This is a genomic window from Streptomyces sp. CNZ287 (assembly GCF_007827615.1).
In genome coordinates this window covers 187227-208464 of sequence record NZ_VISV01000010.1, presented here as the reverse complement: position 1 = coordinate 208464, position 21238 = coordinate 187227, and the positions used below count along the sequence as shown (strand labels likewise).

20 protein-coding genes, 1 tRNA gene and 1 pseudogene are annotated in these 21238 nt (G+C 71.2%); 10 read left to right on the top strand and 12 right to left on the bottom strand.

Translation table 11 applies throughout. The annotated features are described in order from the left end of the window. Positions 1–39 precede the first annotated feature (39 nt). Positions 40–591, top strand: a complete 552-nt coding sequence (locus tag FB457_RS19790; protein ID WP_047017150.1) for a YciI family protein — start codon at positions 40–42, stop codon at positions 589–591. Positions 592–622: 31 nt separating this feature from the next. On the opposite strand, the gene FB457_RS19785 is transcribed toward FB457_RS19790, so the two are convergent. Both FB457_RS19785 and FB457_RS19780 read right to left on the bottom strand, forming a co-directional pair. Beyond that, positions 623–1048 (bottom strand): DMT family transporter, encoded by a 426-nt coding sequence (locus FB457_RS19785; protein WP_222439510.1) that lies wholly within the window; start codon positions 1046–1048, stop codon positions 623–625. Beyond that, positions 1045–1365, bottom strand: a complete 321-nt coding sequence (locus FB457_RS19780) for a DMT family transporter (RefSeq protein WP_047017151.1) — start codon at positions 1363–1365, stop codon at positions 1045–1047. Before FB457_RS19780 ends, FB457_RS19785 begins: the two co-directional genes overlap by 4 nt. A gap of 110 nt (positions 1366–1475) precedes the next feature. Here FB457_RS19780 and FB457_RS19775 point away from each other — a divergent pair, with 110 nt between their 5' ends. Further along, entirely contained in the window at positions 1476–1835 is a 360-nt protein-coding gene (locus tag FB457_RS19775; RefSeq protein ID WP_047017152.1) for a MerR family transcriptional regulator, read from the top strand. Between the two features lie 96 nt (positions 1836–1931). On the opposite strand, the gene FB457_RS19770 is transcribed toward FB457_RS19775, so the two are convergent. Continuing rightward, the gene (locus tag FB457_RS19770; RefSeq protein WP_107086132.1) at positions 1932–2462 is read right to left on the bottom strand and encodes a PadR family transcriptional regulator; all 531 of its coding nucleotides are present in this window, start codon (positions 2460–2462) and stop codon (positions 1932–1934) included. Positions 2463–2500: 38 nt separating this feature from the next. Here FB457_RS19770 and FB457_RS19765 point away from each other — a divergent pair. After that, positions 2501–3112: pseudogene (locus FB457_RS19765) on the top strand (cysteine hydrolase family protein); the annotation flags it as partial. 83 nt (positions 3113–3195) lie between these two features. Here the strand turns inward: FB457_RS19765 and FB457_RS19760 are convergent. Then, on the bottom strand, positions 3196–3741 hold the full coding sequence (locus FB457_RS19760; protein WP_145782665.1) for an ATP-binding protein: 546 nt from the start codon (positions 3739–3741) through the stop codon (positions 3196–3198). Between the two features lie 185 nt (positions 3742–3926). Here FB457_RS19760 and FB457_RS19755 point away from each other — a divergent pair, with 185 nt between their 5' ends. Continuing rightward, positions 3927–5132: an NsdA family TPR-like regulatory protein gene (locus tag FB457_RS19755; protein WP_186462009.1), complete on the top strand. Its 1206-nt coding sequence runs from the start codon at positions 3927–3929 to the stop codon at positions 5130–5132. A gap of 8 nt (positions 5133–5140) precedes the next feature. On the opposite strand, the gene FB457_RS19750 is transcribed toward FB457_RS19755, so the two are convergent. Next, a complete protein-coding gene (locus FB457_RS19750; protein ID WP_145782615.1) occupies positions 5141–5494 on the bottom strand; it encodes a hypothetical protein in 354 nt (117 codons plus the stop codon). Positions 5495–5795: 301 nt separating this feature from the next. Here FB457_RS19750 and purF point away from each other — a divergent pair, with 301 nt between their 5' ends. Continuing rightward, positions 5796–7313, top strand: coding sequence for an amidophosphoribosyltransferase (purF, locus tag FB457_RS19745; RefSeq protein ID WP_186462008.1), 1518 nt, complete (start codon positions 5796–5798; stop codon positions 7311–7313). 57 nt (positions 7314–7370) lie between these two features. Next, on the top strand, positions 7371–8453 hold the full coding sequence (gene purM / locus FB457_RS19740) for a phosphoribosylformylglycinamidine cyclo-ligase (protein WP_047017157.1): 1083 nt from the start codon (positions 7371–7373) through the stop codon (positions 8451–8453). Positions 8454–8632: 179 nt separating this feature from the next. On the opposite strand, the gene FB457_RS19735 is transcribed toward purM, so the two are convergent. Together FB457_RS19735 and FB457_RS19730 are read right to left on the bottom strand one after the other, a co-directional pair. Then, positions 8633–8908, bottom strand: coding sequence for a DUF3073 domain-containing protein (locus FB457_RS19735; RefSeq protein WP_145782613.1), 276 nt, complete (start codon positions 8906–8908; stop codon positions 8633–8635). Between the two features lie 349 nt (positions 8909–9257). Next, positions 9258–10340 carry a Leu/Phe/Val dehydrogenase gene (locus tag FB457_RS19730; protein ID WP_047017159.1) on the bottom strand — a complete coding sequence of 361 codons (1083 nt, stop codon included), beginning with the start codon at positions 10338–10340 and terminating at the stop codon, positions 9258–9260. 195 nt (positions 10341–10535) lie between these two features. Here FB457_RS19730 and FB457_RS19725 point away from each other — a divergent pair, with 195 nt between their 5' ends. After that, positions 10536–11369: a DUF8083 family protein gene (locus tag FB457_RS19725; protein ID WP_047017160.1), complete on the top strand. Its 834-nt coding sequence runs from the start codon at positions 10536–10538 to the stop codon at positions 11367–11369. 615 nt (positions 11370–11984) lie between these two features. Next, positions 11985–12191 carry a developmental transcriptional regulator BldC gene (gene bldC / locus FB457_RS19720; RefSeq protein WP_003949541.1) on the top strand — a complete coding sequence of 69 codons (207 nt, stop codon included), beginning with the start codon at positions 11985–11987 and terminating at the stop codon, positions 12189–12191. A 354-nt stretch (positions 12192–12545) separates the two neighbouring features. Here the strand turns inward: bldC and FB457_RS19715 are convergent, their stop codons facing one another. The 4 genes from FB457_RS19715 to FB457_RS19695 form a co-directional block, all read right to left on the bottom strand. Next, positions 12546–12770, bottom strand: a complete 225-nt coding sequence (locus FB457_RS19715) for a DUF6274 family protein (RefSeq protein WP_145782611.1) — start codon at positions 12768–12770, stop codon at positions 12546–12548. A gap of 223 nt (positions 12771–12993) precedes the next feature. Continuing rightward, a tRNA-Asp gene (locus tag FB457_RS19710) sits at positions 12994–13068 on the bottom strand. 71 nt (positions 13069–13139) lie between these two features. Next, positions 13140–17153 carry an ATP-dependent RNA helicase HrpA gene (gene hrpA, locus FB457_RS19705; protein WP_047017162.1) on the bottom strand — a complete coding sequence of 1338 codons (4014 nt, stop codon included), beginning with the start codon at positions 17151–17153 and terminating at the stop codon, positions 13140–13142. 914 nt (positions 17154–18067) lie between these two features. Next, positions 18068–19066 (bottom strand): nitronate monooxygenase, encoded by a 999-nt coding sequence (locus tag FB457_RS19695; protein ID WP_145782609.1) that lies wholly within the window; start codon positions 19064–19066, stop codon positions 18068–18070. Positions 19067–19287: 221 nt separating this feature from the next. On the opposite strand from FB457_RS19695, the gene FB457_RS19690 reads away from it, so the two are divergent. Next, a complete protein-coding gene (locus tag FB457_RS19690) occupies positions 19288–19737 on the top strand; it encodes a radical SAM family protein (RefSeq protein ID WP_486589079.1) in 450 nt (149 codons plus the stop codon). 42 nt (positions 19738–19779) lie between these two features. Here the strand turns inward: FB457_RS19690 and FB457_RS19685 are convergent, their stop codons facing one another. Then, positions 19780–20115, bottom strand: coding sequence for a winged helix-turn-helix transcriptional regulator (locus FB457_RS19685; protein ID WP_145782607.1), 336 nt, complete (start codon positions 20113–20115; stop codon positions 19780–19782). 64 nt (positions 20116–20179) lie between these two features. Here FB457_RS19685 and FB457_RS19680 point away from each other — a divergent pair, with 64 nt between their 5' ends. Further along, positions 20180–21025 (top strand): NmrA family NAD(P)-binding protein, encoded by an 846-nt coding sequence (locus tag FB457_RS19680; RefSeq protein ID WP_145782606.1) that lies wholly within the window; start codon positions 20180–20182, stop codon positions 21023–21025. The last annotated feature ends 213 nt before the right edge of the window (positions 21026–21238 follow it).

The following is a 21238-nucleotide window of genomic DNA, read 5'->3' as shown; positions in this document are numbered from 1 at the left end:
GTCCCCTTGACGGTCGTCCGGTGCTGAAGACTGGAGCGCATGGAGTTCTTCTGTTACCACCGCGACCGGCCCGGCTCACTGGAGCTGCGGTATGAACTGCTGGAGGAGCACTGGTCCTACATGGACCGGTACGCGGCGGAGATGATCGCGCGCGGCCCGACCACGGCAGGCGACGGTGAGGTGCCGACCGGCAGCGTGCACATCCTCGACCTGCCGGATCCCGCCGCCGCCCGCGCGTTCGCCTTCGGCGAGCCCGGCTGGCAGGCGGGTGCGTACCGCGACGTGATGCTGCGCCGCTGGCGCAACGCCCTGGGCCGCACGATGTGGGACTTCCCCGGCGGGCGTACGGGCGGCGACCGCTACCTCGTGCTCGGACTCGGCGCCGGTGAGGCGGTCGACCTGGACCTGCCGCGGGAGCGGGACGAGTTGATCGCGTACGGGCCGCTGCTGTCGGACGACGGCGACAGGTGGCTGGGCACCGCCGCGCTGCTGCGGGCCCCGGACGCGGCCGCGGCGCGGGCGGTCCTCACGGCGGCCGCGTACGCCGCGGTCGAGGTGCACGACTGGCACTTCGGCGGCCGGCCGGAGTGAGGCCGGCCGGCCGCCGATCGCACCGCGGCCGTCACGCGGGGGCGGGCCGCTCGGGCAGCGCGGCCGTCCCGGGCTGCTGGTCCGTCGCCGGTTGCCGGGACTCCTCGGGGCGTTCGGTCTTCCCGGGGCCGTCCGCCAGCTTGAGCCAGACGACCCCCGCGATGATCACCGTGAGCCAGAGGGCCTTGGCGGGGGTGAGGGACTCGTCGAAGAAGACCGGGCTGAGCAGGGCGGCTCCCACGGCGCCGATCCCCGCCCACACCGCGTAGCCGATGCCGACGTCGACGGTGCGCAGGGCGACGCTCAGGGCGTAGAGCGTCAGCAGGAAGAAGACCACGGCGACGAGCGACCACGAGAGCACCGTGAAGCCCTCGCTGCCGCCCACGGACAGGGCGTAGCCGACCTCGAAGACGCCGGCGAGCAGGAGTACGAGCCACGCTCGCGCGCGGGCGCTCATGCCGCACCGCTGAGCTGGAGGCCGACGACTCCGGCGATGACGGCGGCGATGCCGAGGAGCTTGCGCCAGCCGAGGCGCTGGCCGAAGAGGAGGACGCCGAGGACGACGATCCCGACGCCGGCGACGGAGGTCCAGATCGCGTAGCCGGCGCCGACGTCGAAGGTGAGCAGCGCCCGGCTGAGGAGGTAGGTGGCGACGCCGCCGCTGATGAGCGTGGCGGCGGTCCAGGCGGGCCGGGTGAAGCCCCGGGCCTTGCCCGCGGACAGCGCGACGGCGATTTCGAAGACGACGGCGAGGCCGAGATGGAGCCAGTGCATGGCGGTTGTCCTTCCTGGCGGCGGGTGACGGAGCCGGCACCCGATCGTCGGACTTCACACCGGTGTCAAGTGCAAGAATGGACACCCGGCGACCAGCCAGGAGAGGAGTCATGCGCATCGGCGAGCTGGCCGCCGCGAGCGGCGTCAGCACCCGTTCCCTGCGGTATTACGAGGAGCAGGGCCTCATCCGCTCCCGGCGTACCCCCGGCGGGTGGCGGGACTTCGACGGCTCCATGGTCGAGCGGGTGGTCATGATCCAGCACCTGTTCGCCGCCGGCCTGTCGAGCACCACGGTCCACGAGGTGCTGCCCTGCCTGGAGGCCCCGCCCGAGGAGCGTACGGGCGTGATGGAGCGGTTGCTCTCCCAGGAAGTCGAGCGGCTCGAGGCCAAGCGACGGGACATCGACCGCGAACTCGACACCCTGCGGGCGCTCCGCGCCGAGACGGCCCTGGTCGGCGAAGCCCCGTAACCGGGCCCGACTAACCGGGCCCGACCGCCCCGCCGGCGGGCCGAGCCGGTCGGGCCGGGAATTTCCGGCCCCATGTCAGTCCCGGCCGGTGCCGTGTCAGCCCAGCGTCTCCCGCAGCCAGGCCCTTTCCGCCCGGCTGGTCGCGCGGGCGACGGTGAGCATGCCGCGCCGGTACGGGTCGTCGGTGTCGCCGGCACTCAGCGGGCGGTCGCCGTCGTGGAAGAAGCTCGCCGGCTGTTCGAGGAAGTCCAGCCGGCGGCGCAGCACCGCGTGCTGGTCGGCGGTGTCGGGCAGGCGGGAGAGGAAGGCCAGGACGGTGAAGAACCGGCTGCTGTCGCTGACATCCAGGCCGTCGGCCTCCCGCAGCCGGCGCAGCAGCTCCTCGCGGCCGGCGTCGGTGAGGCTCAGTGTCTGCCGCTGCGCGGCGGAGGCGCCCGGCTCGGTCCGCCGGTCGAGCAGCCCGGCCCGGACCAGCCGGTTGATCGCGGGGTAGAGGCTGCCGTCGCTGACCGGCCGGGTGTGGCCGGACAGGTGGGCGATGCGGCGGCGCAGTTGGTAGCCGTGGAGCGGCTCCTCCGCCAGGAATCCCAGGATCGCGAGTTCGAGCATGGTGTTACTCTCGCACATCGAAACGAGGTGTATCGAAACGATGTACGGGAGACGGGATGGCGATGACGTACACCGAGGAGTGGGTGACCGCGCGGGCGCGTACGGCCTACGAGAGCGGCCGGGCGTCCTTCCATGTACGACCCGAACGGACAGCGTTGCTGGTCATCGACATGCAGGACGAGTTCGTCCGCCCCGGCTGGAGCCCGTACTGGGTCCCCGCGGCCACCCGGATGGCACCCCGCCTGCAACGCCTGATCGAAGACTGCCGGGCCGCCGCTGTCCCGGTGATCTGGACCATCTTCGACGACACCCACCTCGGCCTGGACCGCCCCCGTGCCCTGCGGTTCCTCCCGCACGCCGACACCGACTGGCGCCGCCCGGGCCCCGCCGAGGTCTGGGCCCCTATGGGCCGCCGCCCCGACGAAGTGGTGATCCGCAAGCCCTCCTACGGCGCGTTCTACGACACCCCGCTCGACACGATGCTGCGCAACCTCGGCCGCGACACGGTCATCGTCACGGGCACGCTCACGAACTACTGCTGCGGCACCACGGCCCGGCAGGCGTACGAACGCGGCTACGAGGTCGTCTTCGGCTCCGACGTCACGGCCACCGACGACGAGTCCCGCCAGGAACCCGAACTCGCGGTCCTGCGCAAGGGCTTCGCGCTGGTCCTGACCGCCGGGGAGATCACCGCACGCCTGGCGGCGGCGACGGGCGGCGTGACCGCGTCGGGCATGGTGCCGGCGGTCGATCACCCGCCGACCCTGAACTCGGCCCAGACCGCCTTGCCGGGGCCGGTACGTTCGCTGACGCCCCATTCGTCGGCGAGGGCCGCGACGACGTGGAGTCCGCGGCCGTGGCAGTCGTCGCGACCGGGTGTGCACAGGCGGGGAGGGCCGTCCCCGGCGTCGTGCACTTCGATGCGTACGGCGTCGTCGCGGGTGGCGACCCGGACGAGGAAGTCCCGGCCGCGCGGCCCGTACCGGACGGCGTTGGTGGCGAGTTCGGAGACGCAGAGGCGGATGTCGTCGGCGGTCTTGGCGTCGACGTCGGGGTCGAGCAGGCTTGCGACGAAGTCCCGCGCACGACCCACCGCCCTCGCCCTACGGGCGAACTGCCGCTTCCCGGCAAGCCGGTTGCCGCCGTCTGGGGCGGGCGGATCCACGGCCGGGCCCGCACCAGCGATCCGGCCACGGTGATCGAGACTCGCGCCCCGGGGTCTGCGCGGAAGGGGTGTGAAGGTGTCGACGGTCGTGCTCTGAACGGTCTGGACGGACTGCTGCGATTCGTTCGCCATGTTCGTCTCCCTGGCGATGGGGCAGTGGGGGATGGGGGCAGTGGCAGGACGGCGTGCAACTGCCGGTGACCAGGCAATCCGCTGGCGCCCTGCGGGACCACAGCAACTTCGCCGCAATTCGGCCCCACCGGTACCGCAACGGGTAGGCTGACCAGGGGAGATGCGCGATACGAAGCGGTGAGGCCATGGCTGTCAGGCGCGTACGTATGTCCGAGCGTCGACGATCCTTGGGGCATTCGCAGGAAGACCTGGCTGAACGTGTCGGGGTCGCGCCGTCGACCGTGCAGCGCTGGGAAAGCGGCGAGAGCAACCCGCAGCCGTGGCAACGTCCGAAGCTCGCCCGCGCGCTGGAGGTGACCCCCGCCCAGCTCACCGCGCTCCTCGGCACGTCTCCGGCGCGCTGGGCTGCGCTCGACGCGGAAGCCGTGGACGACGAGACAGCGGCATGGGAGTTGGCGCGGCGCGTGCACGTGAGCGACGTGGGCGGCGAGACCCTGACGCAGCTTGAGCGGGCCTTCGACGAGTTAGCCACGGCCTACCCGGTCACGCCCCCGCAGGTCCTCCTGCGGCGAGTGCGGAAGCACACTGCGTACGTCGCGCAACTCCTCGACGAACGGGCGACCCTCGCGGAGCGCCGCCGGCTCCTCACCGTGGGCGGGTGGCTGTCGCTGCTGGGCGCGACAGTGCACGTCGACCTCGATCAGCGGGATGCGGCGACAGCGCGCTTGGGGACTGCCGCGACCCTGGCGCGCGAAGCCGAGCACCGCGAGATAGAGGCGTGGTGCTACGAGACGGACGCGTGGCGCGTGCTCACTGCGGGGGATTACGCCCGCGCTCTCGAACTGTCCCGCGCGGCGCAGTCCCTGGCCCCCGCCGGTACGTCCGCGCTGGTCCAGGCGACGGCGCAGGAGGGGCGCGCGCTGGCGAGGCTGGGCGAGGCGCGGGAGACCTACGCGGCCATCGAGCGCGTCCAGCGGATGTCCGCGGCGATGGGGCTGTCGGAACGTCCGAAGGAGCACCACTACCAGTACGACCCGGCGAAGGCACTCGCCTACACGGCGACGACGCTCGCGTGGCTCGGCGACCGCGGTGCGGAGCCGTACGCGCGCGAGGTGATCGCCCGGCTGAGCCCGTCGGACGACGTGCAGAAATGGCCGCGCCGGGTGGCCTCCGCCACCATCGACCTCGCTCTGGTGCTGCTCGCTGACGGCCGGCTCGACGAAGCGTGCGATGCGGCCCGGCTGGCGATGCTCAGCGGGCGGGTGGTGCCGTCGAACCACTGGCGCGCGCTGGAGATCGTGAACGCAGCGGAGTCGCAAGCACTACCGGAAGCGCCCGACTTGCGTGAGGCGTACGAGGAGATGCGGGCGCCGTCGAACCCGGACGGCTGAGCAGGGCTTTACTGCTGGGCGGGCTGGGTGCCTTCGGGGAAGGCCAGGCCGCGCAGGGCGAGTTGCTCTACCGCGAAGCGGCCTTCGACGGTGGCCTCCACGTCGAACTCGTGCGCAACGGTCGGCTCGTACCCGATCAGTTCGACCGCGCGGCTCGGCAACTGCTGCCGGGACGCCTCTTCCGACTCCCACAGCAGCACCGCCCCCCACCGGTCGGCATCAGGGTCGGAGAGCCACATCTTGAAGCGAAGTCCGGGTACGTCCGCGAAGGCGGAGACGGACTCCTCGCGCAGGTAGTGGCGCAGGGATTCGATGGTCTGGCCGGAGTCGGCCAGGTCCCACCAGACGATGACGGCGTGCACGGAAAGCCTCCCGGTCGGCAACGTGGCTCCATTCTCGATCCTGGAAGCCGTCAGAGGTGGGCAGCCGGCCCGCGGGTGCGGCGCGTCGGCGGCATGGGAAGCTGATCTCATGCCCGTCAAGCTCGCCTGACGCGTCGAGAGCGCCGATGGCGACAGTGACAAGCCTCACTGTCCGTACGGGGCACACCCCCGTGTGGGCGTCCGATCTTCGGGCTGTGCCCCGGGAAGAGGCCGCCCGCGTGGCAGGGACGCTGGTCACCTGGCTCGGCTGGTTCAGATCCAGACGGGTTACAGTGGTCTTGTGCGTGGTGACGGACGACTCAACCACGACCTGCTTCCCGGCGAGAAGGGCCCCCAGGACGCCTGCGGCGTCTTCGGCGTCTGGGCCCCGGGTGAGGAGGTCGCCAAGCTCACCTACTTCGGACTGTATGCACTGCAACACCGGGGACAGGAGTCCGCGGGAATCGCGGTGAGCAACGGTTCACAGATCCTCGTCTTCAAGGACATGGGCCTGGTCTCGCAGGTCTTCGACGAGACATCCCTCGGCTCCCTCCAGGGCCACATCGCCGTGGGTCACGCGCGCTACTCGACCACCGGTGCCTCCGTGTGGGAGAACGCGCAGCCCACCTTCCGGGCCACCCCCCACGGGTCGCTCGCGCTCGGCCACAACGGCAACCTCGTCAACACCGCCGAGCTGTCCGAGATGGTCGCCGCGCTGCCCCCGGACGGCGGCTCGCGCAGCGGCAGGGCGGCGGCGACCAACGACACCGACCTCGTGACCGCGCTCCTCGCCGGGCAGGTCGACGACGACGGCAAGCCGCTCACCGTGGAGGAGGCCGCGCCGCTGGTGCTGCGGCGGGCCAAGGGCGCGTTCAGCCTCGTCTTCATGGACGAGCAGACGCTCTACGCCGCCCGCGACCCCCAGGGCATCAGGCCGCTCGTGCTCGGGCGCCTCGACCGCGGCTGGGTGGTGGCGTCGGAGAGCGCCGGGCTCGACATCGTCGGGGCCAGCTTCATCCGCGAGGTGGAGCCGGGCGAGCTGATCGCGATCGACGAGAACGGGCTGCGCGCCAGCCGCTTTGCCGAGGCAAAGCCCAAGGGGTGTGTCTTCGAGTACGTGTACCTCGCCCGGCCCGACACCGAGATCGCCGGCCGGAACGTCTACCTCTCCCGCGTCGAGATGGGCCGCCAGCTCGCCGCGGAGGCCCCCGCCGACGCCGATCTGGTGATACCGACGCCCGAGTCCGGCACCCCCGCCGCCATCGGGTACGCGGAGGCCAGCGGCATCCCGTACGGGGCCGGGCTGGTCAAGAACAGCTACGTGGGCCGGACCTTCATCCAGCCCTCCCAGACCATCCGGCAGCTCGGCATCCGGCTGAAGCTGAACCCGCTCAAGGAGGTCATCGGCGGCAAGCGCCTCGTCGTCGTGGACGACTCCATCGTCCGCGGGAACACGCAGCGTGCGCTGGTGCGGATGCTCCGCGAGGCCGGCGCCGCCGAGGTGCACGTGCGCATCTCGTCGCCGCCCATCAAGTGGCCGTGCTTCTTCGGCATCGACTTCGCCACCCGCGCCGAGCTGATCGCCAACGGCATGTCGGTGGAGGAGATCTGCCAGTCGCTGGGCGCGGACTCGCTCGCGTACATCTCCACCGACCGCATGATCGAGGCCACCGGCATCCCCAAGAACGACCTCTGCCGCGCCTGCTTCGACGGCGAGTACCCGATGGACCTGCCCGACCCGGAGCTGCTGGGCAAGCACCTGCTGGAGACCGAGGTCGCCGGCGGGCGCGACGCCGCCGACGCCCTGCGCCGTCCGTAGCGCCGGCGCCCAGTCCCCATCCGATCCCAGGTGAACGACCCGGAGGACCCCAACGCCATGTCTGGTGCCAGCCAGCCCCCCGCCCCCGGCTCCTACGCGGCGGCGGGCGTCGACATCGAGGCCGGTGACCGCGCCGTCGAGCTGATGAAGGAGTGGGTGAAGAAGACCCGGCGGCCGGAGTCGGTCGGCGCGCTCGGCGGCTTCGCCGGCCTCTTCGACGCCTCCGCGCTCAAGCGCTACGAGCGCCCCCTGCTCGCCTCCGCGACGGACGGCGTGGGCACGAAGGTCGCGGTCGCGCAGCGCATGGACGTGCACGACACGATCGGGCACGACCTGGTCGCCATGGTCGTCGACGACTTGGTGGTCACCGGCGCCGAGCCGCTGTTCATGACGGACTACATCTGCGTCGGCAAGGTCGTGCCGGAGCGGGTCGCGGCGATCGTCAAGGGCATCGCCGAGGGCTGCGTGCTAGCCGGCTGCGCGCTGGTCGGCGGCGAGACGGCGGAGCACCCCGGGCTGCTGGGCCCCGACGAGTACGACGTGGCGGGCGCCGGCACCGGCGTCGTCGAGGCGGACGCGGTATTGGGCGCCGATCGCATCCGTACGGGCGACGCGGTCGTCGCGATGGCCTCCTCGGGCCTTCACTCCAACGGGTACTCGCTGGTGCGCCACGTCCTGCTGGACCGCGCGGGCTGGGCGCTGGACCGGGCGGTGCCGGAGTTCGGCCGCACGCTCGGCGAGGAACTGCTGGAGCCGACGAAGATCTACTCGCTGGACTGCCTCGCGCTGCTGCGCGCCACCGAGGTGCACGCCTTCTCGCACGTCACGGGCGGCGGGCTCGCCAGCAACCTGGCCCGGGTGGTGCCCGAAGGACTGCGGGTCGTCATCGACCGCGGGACCTGGGCGCCGGGCGCCGTCTTCGACGTGGTCGGGGAGGTGGGCCGGGTCGAGCGGGCGGAGCTGGAGCGGACGCTGAACATGGGCGTCGGCATGGTCGCCGTCGTGCCGCAGACGTCGGTGGACGTGACGCTCGCGCTGCTCGCGGACCGCGGGGTCGACGCCTGGGTCGCCGGAGAGGTGCGCGGGCAGGAGGAGACGGGGACGGGTGGTGTCGAGCTTACGGGGGACTATGCCCGCTGAGACGGCCGCCGCCGGCGTGTACGCCGCGTACCGGGCGTACGGCGCCCGCGTCGCGTGCGCGGAGTGTGCCTACGGGCCCGTACGCCCTGAGTGTGCGGACGGCTGGGCCCGATTCACGGCAGCAAAAAGGGCCCGTCCGGGGGTGCCCCCGAGCCGAGCTCCGATTTGCTGTCTGCCGTTCAGGCCCCGCGACGCTGCTCCGACGAGCCGGCCGAGTCCTCGCCGCCGTCGTCGTCGTCCTCGTCCTCGTACAGCTCCGCGTAGCGTGCGTACAGGTCGTCGTCGGGAGACTCTTCCTCGACTTGCTGCTGCTGTTGCTGTTGACCGTTCGACGGCGGCTTCGTCGTCGATGCGCCCAGCTCTTCGGCAAGGCGTGAGAGGTCAGTCCCACCGCTGCTGTACTTCAGCTGGCGGGCGACCTTCGTCTGCTTGGCCTTGGCCCGGCCGCGCCCCATGGGTCGACCCCCTCAAACGACGGGGCTCGGTGGCCCCAGAGTCTGACACGCGTTCATGATCGGAAGCGGACTCTCCGTTAAGAGAGACCGTCCATCGGGGTTCAACGGTACCTGTTTCTGCACCCTGACGGTACGTCGCTGGCAGCACGGGCCCCGCCGCCGATCCCGGTGGAGCCCGCGTCCCCGCTGGTCAAGACCCGATTCTATCGTCTGACGAGGAGCGACCCGCCGCGCGGTGGTGAGATGCGTTACGTGACGTCGCTGCTTTGCCTTGGCGAATGCGCACATTCCCCTCGCCCGCCCCGCCGTGCGTGGGGCGGGCCGAAGGGCGCCCGGGGGCGTACGGCGTTCAGCCGCGGCGCCTGGCCTCCGCCATGCGCTGCTCTGCGATCCGGTCCGCCGCCACCGCCGGGGGTACGCCGTCGGACGCCGCCCGGTGGAATATCTCCACCGTCGTGTCGAAGATCCGCGCGGCCTTCGCCCGCGCCCGGTCCATGTCGAAGCCGTGCAGCTCGTCGGCGACCTGGATGACGCCGCCCGCGTTGACCACGTAGTCCGGGGCGTAGAGGATCCCGCGGTCGGCCAGGTCCTTCTCCACGCCCGGGTGCGCGAGCTGGTTGTTCGCGGCGCCGCAGACGGCCTTCGCGGCGAGCACGCGCACCGTCTCGTCGCTGAGCGCCCCGCCCAGCGCGCACGGCGCGTACACGTCCAGCGGCTGGCGGATCAGCGCGTCCGTGTCCGCCACCACGGCCACGCCGGGGTGCGCCGCCCGTACCCGCGCCACCGACTCCTCCCGTACGTCGGTGACCACGACCTCCGCGCCGTCCGCCACCAGGTGGTCCACCAGGATGTGCCCCACCTTGCCGACCCCGGCGATGCCGACCCGCCGGCCGCGCAGCGACGGCGTGCCCCACAGGTGCTCGGCCACCGCGCGCATGCCCTGGAAGACGCCGAACGCCGTCAGGACGGAGGAGTCGCCGCAGCCGCCGTTCTCGGGCGAGCGGCCGGTGGTCCACCTGTTCGTACGGGCGACCACGTCCATGTCCTCGACGTACGTGCCGACGTCGCAGGCCGTGACGTAGCGCCCGCCGAGCGAGGCGACGAAGCGGCCGTAGGCCAGCAGCAGGTCCTCGGTCTTCGCCTGGTCGGGGTCGCCGATGATCACGGCCTTGCCGCCGCCGTGGTCGAGGCCCGCCATCGCGTTCTTGTAGGACATGCCGCGGGAGAGGTTGAGCGCGTCCAGGACCGCGGCCTGCTCGGGGTCGTCCGACGAGGCGTAGTCGTGGAAGCGGGTGCCGCCGAGGGCCGGGCCCAGGGCGGTGGAGTGCAGGGCGATGACCGCCTTGAGGCCGGTCTCGCGGTCCTGGCAGAGGACAACCTGTTCATGTCCGCCCTGATCGGAGCGGAAGAGTGTGGAGAGAACGTCGGTCACGGTGGTGACTCCGGTTTGGTCGCGGGCTGCTGCCCTCCAGGGGTGGGGAGGGCAGGTAGTGGCTCAAGCGTAGAGCGGCGCCGCCCTCCGGGACCCCCCGGCGGGGTCTCGGGTCCCCAGGAGGCGTCCCCCCGGAGGACTCAGCACCATAGTCTGCGGGAGACTCGGATACGTACGTGGGCGAGGGGAGAGGGTGTGGCCGTGATGTCGTCACTGGTGATCCCGTACGCGACGTATCTGCGCGTGTACGAGCCGCTGGCCGCCTTCCCGGAACCCGAACGCACCCACTGGTACCGCTACGCCGCCCGCGAAGCCGCCCCCACCAGCCAGGACGAGCTGCTGCGGGCGCTCGCCGGGCTGGCCGGCACCCCGCCGACGGCGGCCCCCGCGCACGAGAGCGGCGACGCCTTCGTCGCCGACGTGGACGGCGTGACGTGCGTGTGCCCCTGGCGCACCCGGCTGCGGAGCTGGCTGGCGCTGGACGAACTGGTCGAGGAGCTGCCCAAGCCGGTGCTTGAGGCGGCGCTGCCCGAGGTCGTACGGGAACAGGCGCTCGCCGATCACGCGCGCTGGCGGGTGGAGAACCCGGACGCCCGCCCCTGGATCAGGTCCGCGGTGTGGACGGTGCCGATGCGCTGGTTCGTGCTCTTCTCCGACGAGGAGCGGGAGTACGAGACCGGCGAGCGCACCCTGCTGCGCTACCGCACGCCCATGGTGCAGGCCAGGCGCCGGGTGGCCCGCGGGCTGAAGGCGCTGCGCGACGCGGTGGGGCAGGCGCCGCTGGTCGAGGGTCTGGTGGACGTCGGAAAGTGGCTGGAAGAGTTCCATCCGCGGTCGCTGGTGGAGCTGGACTACGGCGGCCTCGTGCACGTCCTGCCGAAGGAGCACCTGGCGGAGGACCGGTCCGCGGCGGAGGTCGCGGAGGGCATCGCGGCGCTGGCGGCCGGGGACGAGGAGCGGGCCGGGCGGGCGTACCAGCGGCTGACGGACCGCTGGGGCGTGGTGCGCGAGCGGCAGTTCGCCAGCTAGGGCGCTCCGGCGGGGCGCTTGGCGGCGGCCGGACGGGGGCGCCGTCGGGGGTCCTGGCAAGGGGTCGGACAGGCGCTCACTAGTGCGACGAACAAATCCGGACTAGTGTCCCGCCATGCCTCGGTACGGAAGGGGCCGTTCGGTCCCTGCCCCTGGGGACGTTGGTCCCGGACGAAGGTCCCGAACCAGGCTATTTGGTCAAGCGTGATGGAAAGCACGTACCTGGGTCTTGCCGTCACCGCGTAGCCTGGGTGACGATATAGGGCAAGGAGTCCAGATGGGGTATGTTCCGTCCAACTTAGGGTGGAATGCCGAGCATTGATCCTCTCGTGGGAGACCTTGTGGCCCCTGGTGGTGCTGTGACTGATCGTCACGAAGGTGTGACTGTCCGCTATGGCACGGTCCAGCGGGATCCGTCGAGGTTGAACACCTCAGAGGGCAATTCCATCGGTTTGGCCGACGCCGCTGGACAGATGGTGTAGTTGTAGTGCCGAGGACAAGACGTTCGTCCTATTACCGACTCGACCCCCGTTGGCCATATCGGTCAACGAGGGTCAAGGTGCAGAATTTAGAGGAAAGAACCGAGAAGGTTCGGTTCTCCCGAGGAGGCCGCTCATGACCGCTCGCACCCCTGACGCCGAGCCGCTGCTGACCCCCGCCGAGGTAGCCACGATGTTCCGCGTTGACCCGAAGACGGTCACGCGCTGGGCGAAGGCCGGCAAGCTCACGTCTATCCGCACGCTCGGCGGGCATCGCCGCTACCGCGAGGCGGAGGTCCGTGCACTGCTGGCGGGCATTCCGCAGCAGCGCAGCGAGGCCTGACCCACCCGCGTCGCCGGGGCCGGCCGGGACCCCCTAGCCCGGCTCACGCCCCTCGCACCACACGCGACGCAGCGTCATCGATCGCGCTGGACTCCGCCGGGTCCAGCGCGATTTGCCGACCGGCCCCCAGTGGCCGCCCTCCCCGGGCGGCCGCCGGGGGCCGTTCGCGTACGCGACGTCCGGAAGTGTCGGTGCCCGTCCGGGCATGGGTGCAATGGCATATACAAAATTGACCTGACCTAAGGGGGACGTAAATCCGCATCTTTCGAAACCGAATGAGTGATCCCCGTCACAGTCGTGACGGCTTGCGGCCTTGGTCTCCGCTGCGATAGTGACTCCTCGTCAACTCCTGCCCTACGCCGGGAGCGTTGCCCCGTCCCGCGCGGCCGTCTCCGCGGCGTCGTTCGCCCTCGCGCCGTCGTTCGCGTCCGCGATCTCCGGCGGCTGCCCGGACTCCATCGCCAGCCGCAGCAGACGGCTGCAGACGGCGCAGTGGGGGGTGAGGTGCCCGTAGGACGAGGCGGCGGAGAGATGGGCGCGCAGAAGGGCCTTGGTCTCGTGTCGCACCGTCGTCGTCATAGCCGTTGACTACCCGGTGGCCGTACGCCCGTCAAGAAAACGGGCAGCCGGTCTAGACCGCGTACCAGGGTGAACGCGCCACGGGAGAAACAGAAAGCCCCCGCCGTGACGACGGAGGCTGCTGAGTTCTGACGAGTTGCTGTGCGGTCCTGACGGGATGTGCTGCGTCTGTCTGCGGCTTCGCCGCGGGCGCGGCCTCGGACCGGGCCGAGGGGGGACTGTGCGGTCCTGACGGGATTTGAACCCGCGGCCTCCACCTTGACAGGGTGGCGAGCACTCCAAACTGCTCCACAGGACCTTGCTTGCGCGAACGCGCGTGCCTGACTCTACAGCAGCTCAGGCCGCCGGTCGAACCGGTTCCCGGGGGGCTCACCTCGTCGGCGGCACCAGCGCGTCGACCGCCTTCACGATCCGCTTGTCGGAGACCGGATACGCCGTCCCCAGCGCGTGCGCGAAGTAGCTGACCCGCAGCTCCTCGATCATCCACCGCACGTCCCGTACCGCCTTCGGCACCGGCCGCCCCCGCGGCTGCTGCTCCAGCAGCCACGCGTACTCGTCCTGCATCTCCTTGACCTTCGCCATCCGCGCCCGGTCGCGCTCCGCGTGCGTCGGGAGCTGCTGCAGCCGGCGGTCCGCCGCGACGAGGTAGCGCAGCAGGTCCGGCAGCCGGCCCGCGCCGTGCTCGGTGACGAAGCCTGGCTTCACCAGCCACGCCAACTGCTCGCGCACGTCCGCCGCGGACTCGGCCAGCACGGGGCTCTTGACGGCCCGCAGTCGCCCCTCGCAGGCGTGCCAGGCCGCCAGCACCTCCTGCACCTGCCGGATGGTCTGCATCGTCGCGTCGACGATGTCGGCCCGTACGGAGTCGAAGAGCTTGCGGAAGCCCTCCTCGTCCCACGCGGGCCCGCCGTGGGCCGCGATGAGCCGGTCCGCGGAGGCCGTCACGCAGTCCTCGAAGAGGGCCTGTACGCCGCCGTGCGGGGTGCGGGAGAGGGCGAGCTTCGCCTGGTTGGAGAGCGTGCTGTTGGCGAACTTAGCGGGGTTGGAGGGAAGTTGGAGCAGGATGAGCCGGCGGGTGCCGGTCCACATGGCGGCGGCCTGCTCCGCCTCCGTGTCGTACAGCCGCACCGCGACCGTCTCGCCCTCGTCCACCAGCGCCGGGTACGCCTTGACGGTGTGGCCCTGGCGGCGGGTCTCGAAGGTGCGGGGGAGGGCGCCGACGGTCCAGGAAGTGAGGCCGGTGCGCCGGTCCAGCGCGGGGGCGCCTGCGCCGCTCTCCGCCTCGGCGCCGCGCGCGCCCCTCCCGGCCCCCGCCGCCTCGTCGAACGCCCGGGTGATCGCCGCCTGCGTCTTGGGCTTCAGCTTCAGCCGCAGCTCCTCCAGATCCTTCGATTCCGCGAGTTGCCGCCGCCGTTCGTCGGTCACGCGGAACGTGACCTTCAGGTGGTCCGGCACCTTGCCCCAGTCGAAGTCCTCCGCCGCGACCGGCACTCCCACCATCCGCTGGAGCTCCCGCGCCAGCGCCGTCGTCAGCGGCTCCTGGACGGGCACGGCCCGCTCCAGGAACGCCTTGGCGTAGTTCGGCGCCGGCACGTAGTTGCGCCGGATCGGCTTCGGGAGCGAGCGGATCAGCTCGGTGACCACGTCCTCGCGCAGCCCCGGGATCTGCCAGTCGAAGCCCTCCGGGACCACCTGGTTGAGGATCTGCAACGGTACGTGCACGGTGACGCCGTCCGCGTCCGTGCCCGGCTCGAACTGGTACGTCACCCGCAGCTTCAGCTTGCCCTGCCGCCAGGAGTCGGGGTAGTCGTCCTTGGTGACGCCCTCCGCCTGCTCGTTGATGAGCATCGACTTCTCGAAGTTGAGCAGTTCCGGCTCTTCGCGCTGCTTCTTCTTCCACCAGGAGTCGAAGTGCGCCCCCGACACGACGTCCGCGGGGACGCGCTGGTCGTAGAAGTCGAAGAGCGTCTCGTCGTCCACGAGGATGTCGCGGCGGCGGGCCCGGTGCTCCAGCTCCTCGACCTCGGTGAGCAGGCGGCGGTTGGCGGCGAAGAACTTGTGGTGCGTCCGCCAGTCGCCCTCGACCAGCGCGTGCCGGATGAAGAGGTCGCGGCAGGTCTCGGGGTCGATACGGCCGTAGTTGACCGAGCGGCGGGCCACCAGCGGCACGCCGTAGAGGGTGACGCGCTCGTACGCCATCACCGCGGCCTGGTCCTTCTCCCAGTGCGGCTCGCTGTACGTGCGCTTGACCAGGTGCTGCGCCAGCGGCTCGATCCAGTCGGGCTCGACCTTCGCGTTGACCCGCGCCCACAGCCGGGAGGTCTCGACCAGTTCGGCCGACATGATCCAGCGCGGCGGCTTCTTGAAGAGCGCGGAGCCGGGGAAGACGGCGAACTTCGCGCTGCGCGCGCCCAGGTACTCGTTCTTCGCGGCCCCTTCTCTCCCGCCCTCCCCACCCGCGTTCTTCAGCCCGATGTGGCTGAGCAGCCCGGCGAGCAGCGACTGGTGGACCAGGTCGGGCGCGGCGTCCTGGTCGGCGGGGTGGATTCCCATGCCGCGGGCGATCGTGCGCAGTTGGGAGTAGATGTCCTGCCACTCGCGTATACGCAGGTAGTTGAGGAACTCGCGCTTGCACATGCGCCGGAACGCGGACGAGGACAGCGCCTTCTGCTGCTCGCGCACGTACGTCCACAGGTTGAGGAACGTCACGAAGTCGCTGGACTCGTCGCGGAAGCGGGCGTGGTGCTGGTCGGCCTGCTGCTGTTTGTCAGCGGGGCGCTCGCGCGGGTCCTGGATGGACAGTGCGGAGGCGATGACCATGACCTCGCGTACGCACCCGTTGCGCTCGGCCTCCAGCACCATGCGGGCGAGCCGCGGGTCGACGGGCAACTGGGCGAGCTTGCGGCCGGTCTGGGTGAGCCGCTTCTTCGGGTCCTTCTGAGCGGTGTCGAGCGCGTGCAGCTCCTCCAGAAGCTGGACGCCCGCCTTGATGTTGCGGCTGTCCGGCGGGTCGATGAAGGGGAACTTCTCGATGTCGCCGAGGCCGGCGGCGGTCATCTGGAGGATGACGGACGCCAGGTTCGTACGGAGGATCTCCGCGTCGGTGAACTCGGGGCGGGCGAGGAAGTCCTCCTCCGCGTAGAGCCGGATGCAGATGCCGTCGGCGAGCCGGCCGCAGCGGCCCTTGCGCTGGTTGGCGCTGGCCTGCGAGATGGGCTCGATGGGCAGACGCTGGACCTTGGTGCGGTGGCTGTAGCGGGAGATGCGGGCGAAGCCGGTGTCGATCACGTACCGGATGCCGGGGACGGTGAGCGAGGTCTCGGCGACGTTCGTGGCCAGCACGACGCGTCTGCTGCCGTGTCTCTGGAAGACGCGGTGCTGCTCGGCGTGCGAGAGGCGGGCGTAGAGGGGGAGGACCTCGGTGTTGCGGAGCCTCTGCTTCGCGAGCGCGTCCGCGGTGTCGCGGATCTCGCGCTCGCCGGAGAGGAAGACGAGGATGTCGCCGGAGCCGTCGCCCTCGGCCTGGAGCTCGTCGACGGCGTCGCAGATGGCGCTGATCTGGTCCCGGTCGCTGTCTTCCGCACCCTCGTCGAGGAGCGGGCGGTAGCGCACCTCGACCGGGTACGTACGGCCGCTGACCTCGACGATCGGGGCGTCGCCGAAGTGCCGGGAGAAGCGCTCCGGGTCGATGGTCGCGGAGGTGATGACGACCTTGAGGTCGGGGCGGCGGGGGAGGAGCCGGGCGAGGTAGCCCAGCAGGAAGTCGATGTTCAGGCTGCGCTCGTGCGCCTCGTCGATGATGATCGTGTCGTACTGGCGCAGCTCGCGGTCCGTCTGGATCTCGGCGAGCAGGATGCCGTCGGTCATGAGCTTGACGAGCGTGTCGCCGCCGACCTGGTCGGTGAAGCGGACCTTCCACCCGACGGCCTCGCCGAGCGGGGTGCGCAGCTCCTCGGCGACGCGCTCGGCCACCGTGCGGGCGGCGATGCGGCGGGGCTGCGTATGGCCGATGAGGCCGCGGACGCCGCGGCCCAGCTCCAGGCAGATCTTGGGGATCTGGGTCGTCTTGCCCGACCCGGTCTCGCCCGCGACGATCACGACCTGGTGGTCGCGTATGGCCGCGAGGATGTCGTCCTTCTTCTGGCTGACCGGCAGCTCCTGCGGATACGACACGGGGGGCACCGCGGCGCGGCGGCGCTCGGCGGTCAGCTCCGCGGCGTCGACCGCGGCGGCGATCTCGGCGAGCACGGCGGCCCGCGCCTCCGGCTTGCGGACGCGGCGGGCGCCGTCGAGGCGGCGGCCGAGCCGCTGCTCGTCGCGGAGCGTGAGAGCGGACAGGCGGGCGCCGAGGTCGGCGAGGCTGGGGGTGGCGGAAGTGGACATACGGAGTCAAGGATCTCACCCGGGCGGGGGCGTGGGCGAACTATTTCGGCAGGGGGACTGAGCAGTTCAAAAGCCATATATCACGCTAAGTCGGTCGCCTGTGACATAGGACGAGGGGCGGCTGCCGGTGCTGCAGGTAGCGGGGGTGCACGGGCTGCCGGCGGTCCGTACGCCGGGCGTCGGGGCGGTCTGGGCGTTGTCGCCGGGGGCGCGGCTGGTGGCCGGCGGCGGAGGACCTGGCGGGTACGGAGCACGAACGCGGCCTGGTGTCGGGATCGCCTCCGTACGAAGCGGAAAGGGCCCCGAGTGCGATGCGGGCCCTGGCCCGAACCCTGGACGGCACCTGGAGGGCGGCCCCAGCTACGTCATCCACGGACCCTCCCGCGCTGCCCCCGGCCCCGCTCCCGCTGCTGGTGTCGGACGCGCCGGGCCTGCGCCGCGCGTGGAGCCTGCGGCGGCCGGCCACTGGGAACCGGGGGAGTGGGCCGAACTGACGACGGGCACGCTGGGCCCGTGGGCGATGGCCGTCCACGACGACACCCCGGTCTCGATCTGCCACACCCCGGCATCGCCCCCGCACTCCGCCGAAGCCGGCGCCTGGACCCACCCCACGTACCGCGGCCGCGACCTGGCACCCCACACGGTCACGGCTTGGGCGAAGCACCTCGTAGTCGGCGCGCAACTTCTCTGTGAACGCCACGAATGCCTGGCGGTCGGGAATCCCCGTCGACGGCTTCATCGTCAAGTGCGGCCAGGAGTTCGCCCGTGGTGATCCGGGTCGGCGCATCGCGACGGAGGCAGCGCGCGACGATGGCTCTCATCGACTCCGGGAGCGCGGATACGTCCGCGTCGTGATGTGCGACCCGGTACATCAGCGACATGGGCGCTCCCCTGGTGCAAGGAATGCGCCAGCGTCAGCTGGCGGCGTGCGCGAGCGCCTGCCGGGCCTGGGCAGCGATCGTCGTCACGAGGTCTCCTGCAGAGACCTGGTCGTGGACGAGACCGGCTGACTGGCCCGCGTACAGGGCCAGTGCCTCGGGCTCTCCCGTCATGCCGGGTACGGGAATCATGTCGTCGTAGCGCTTGTGAGGGTGGCCATCAGGGCCGGTGGCGACCACCTCCCCCTCGCCGGGCCGGTGGGGGGCAGACGGACGCCCAGCGGCATCCCAAGCGGTCAGAGTGGCGTTTCCGAGGGCCCGATGCGGGGCGTTCGGCCAGCCGCCGTCGAAACACCGTGTATACACGGCATCCTCCCCGTGCGCGCGAAGCACGGCCTGACGGTACGACGCATGGGTGGCCGCCTCACGCGCGGTCAGGAAGCGGGTGCCGAGCCAGGCCGCCTGCGCCCCTAGGGTGAGGGCGGCGGCCAGACCGCGTCCGTCGGCGATGCCTCCGGCGGCGACGACCGGCGCAGCCTTGGCGGCATCGACCACCGCGGGGACCAGCGCCATCGTGGCGACCTGGCCCCTGACGTGGCCGCCGGCCTCCCAGCCCTGCGCGACCAGCACATCGACGCCCGCGCGCACCGCCTGCCCGGCCTCGGCGACCGAGCCGACGGTGTGCAGGTGAAGGGCGCCGCGAGCATGCACGCGTTCGCGTACGGTCGCCGGGTCGCCCCAGAACGTGGAGATGACCTGCACACCCGCCTCCAGACACACGGCAAGCAGATGGTCGATCGCGAAGTCCAGCACCAGGTTCACCCCGAACGGCCGGTCCGTCAGCTCGCGGACCTGCTGCACCTGCCGCACCGCCTCCTGCTCGCTCATCCAGGTCAGCGCCAGCATGCCCAGGCCGCCCGCGTTCGAGACGGCAGCCACCAGTTCCGGGGTGGCGGCCGAGCCGATGGGTGCCTGGATGAGGGGCAACTCGATCCCCAGACGGCCACACAATGGCGTCACCAGTGAGTCCGGCATCGAACCCCTCCTTGCCGCTGATTCTGATTCCGAAGTGTTGGCCCATGCTAGGGGGCCGATGACCGCTCCGGTCGACCTGACCTTGACCGCCGAGCACCGGCGTGGCAGGGCGCCATGTACGACGCACTGAACCGCGATCGCATCGACACAACGCGGCTCGGCCGGCTTCTGGCCGCGCTGCCCCAGCGCCGCAGGCGGTCGACGGACGGCTCGTCCTGGCGGTGGACGCCACCACCGACGACAAGGTCAGCCGCTGGCCGGAGGTCCGCGCCCCGTTCGCCTCCCGCCGCCTGCGCACCCTGGCCGAACTCAACGAGGCCGGCGTCCCCACCTACGCCTTCGTCGGCCCGCTCCTGCCCCACTTCGCCACCCTGACCGAACTCCTGGACGACCTCTTCGGCCGGCTCGTCGAGGCGGGAGTCGGTGAGGTGTTCATGGAGCACATCAACCTCAAGCGGTACATCCGCGAGCGCTTGGACCAGGTCCTGTCCGACCAGCCCGAAGACGTCCGCGAGGCATACCTCCAAGCGCGGACGAAGGAGCACCGCGAACAGCTCGACGCGATCGTGGCGGCGCTGCTGGACAAGCACGGGCCGCGGCTGTGCTTCGAGGAAGTCGTCCACCACGACGACAACGACGCCCTGCGGGAGAGGCTCGCATCCTCGGTGTGACCGTGACCGTGACCGTGTCCGGATCGCCGGGCTAGGCGTACGTCAGGCGGTGACGTCGGTCTCGGGATCCGGCACCGCCATGGCCCACGTCCCCATGGCCTCCAGGACCTCGCGCAGCCCCTCGCCGAGAGGGGTCAGCGCGTACTCGACGCGCGGCGGGATCTCCGCGTAGGTCGTGCGGGTGACGATGCCGTGCCGCTCGAACTGGCGCAGCCGGCTGGTCAGGGTGTGCGGGCTGATGCCGGGCAGGGCCTCGCGCAGCTGGTTGAACCGGTGGGGGCCGTGGAGAAGTTCGCGCACGATCAGGGTGGCCCACGGTCCGTTGAGCAGCGTGAGGAACCGGGCGACGCCGCACTCGGGCAGACAGGGGTCAGTCACATTTTTGACCGTACCCCATTAGTGCAGTTGATGTAACTGGTGCACCTCATGCACTAATGGCGTGATGACCTACGTGATTCACGGCGCCACCGGCGCCCAAGGCGCCCCCGTTGTCTCCGCTCTCGCCGCCACGGGCAAGACCGTGACCGCTCTGACCCGCAACCCCGACGCCGTCGTGCACGGCGCGCAGCGCGTCGTGGCCGTTGGCTACTCCTCAGCCGCCGACCTGACCGTCGCCTACCGAGGTGCCGAGGGGATCTTCGTCCACCTGCCGGTGGCCTCGGAGGAAGACCGCCAGACCTACGCCCGCAATATCCTCACCGCTGTCCGCGAGGCTCGGCCGGACCGCGTCGTGTTCTCCACCAGCGGCTTCCCCATCGATCCGGCCACCGGCGGTGCCGCCACGACCCTGGCCGCCGGCCTTGCCGACAGCGGCGTGTCCCACGCCGTGGTCGCGCCCGAGCTGTACCTCGAGAACCTGCTCATGCCGCACGTCATCGGCTCGGTCCGCGAGCGCGGCGTACTGCCCTACCCGATCCGGGCCGACTTCCCCGTCTCCTGGGCCTCCCACCTGGACATCGCCGACGCCGTCGTCGCCCTGCTCGACCGCACGGACGTCACCGGCGTGGTCTCCGTCGGCCAGTACCCGGCGATCACGGCGCCGGATCTGGCCGGGGCGTTCGGCGCCCGGCTCGGACGGGACGTGGTCTTCGACCAGATCACCCCCGAGGAGTTCCGTACCTCAATGGCTCCCCTGATCGGGGAGAGCGCCGCCGCTGACATCGCAGGGGCCTACCAGGCGATGAGCGCCATGCCTGGCCGCTCGATCGCGCCGGAGACCTCCGCCCAGAAGCTGCTGGGAGTCACCCCCCGGACCACAAGCCAGTGGCTGGCCGACATCGGCCTCTGACCACAACCGCCGTCAGCTCCGGACGAGTTCGCCAAGGCTTGGCAGGCCGCCGTATTCGGCAGCCTGCCAAGCCTTCAAGTACTGCCGACCGCCCGGGGCCGGGACCCGCCCCGCCAACACGCTGAACTTGACAGGGCAGACGCAGGTAGGCGGGCTGGTCCCGCGGGTGCTTGGGAGGCCGTGCGGCCACGGCGGCGGGCCCGCCGCTGCAGC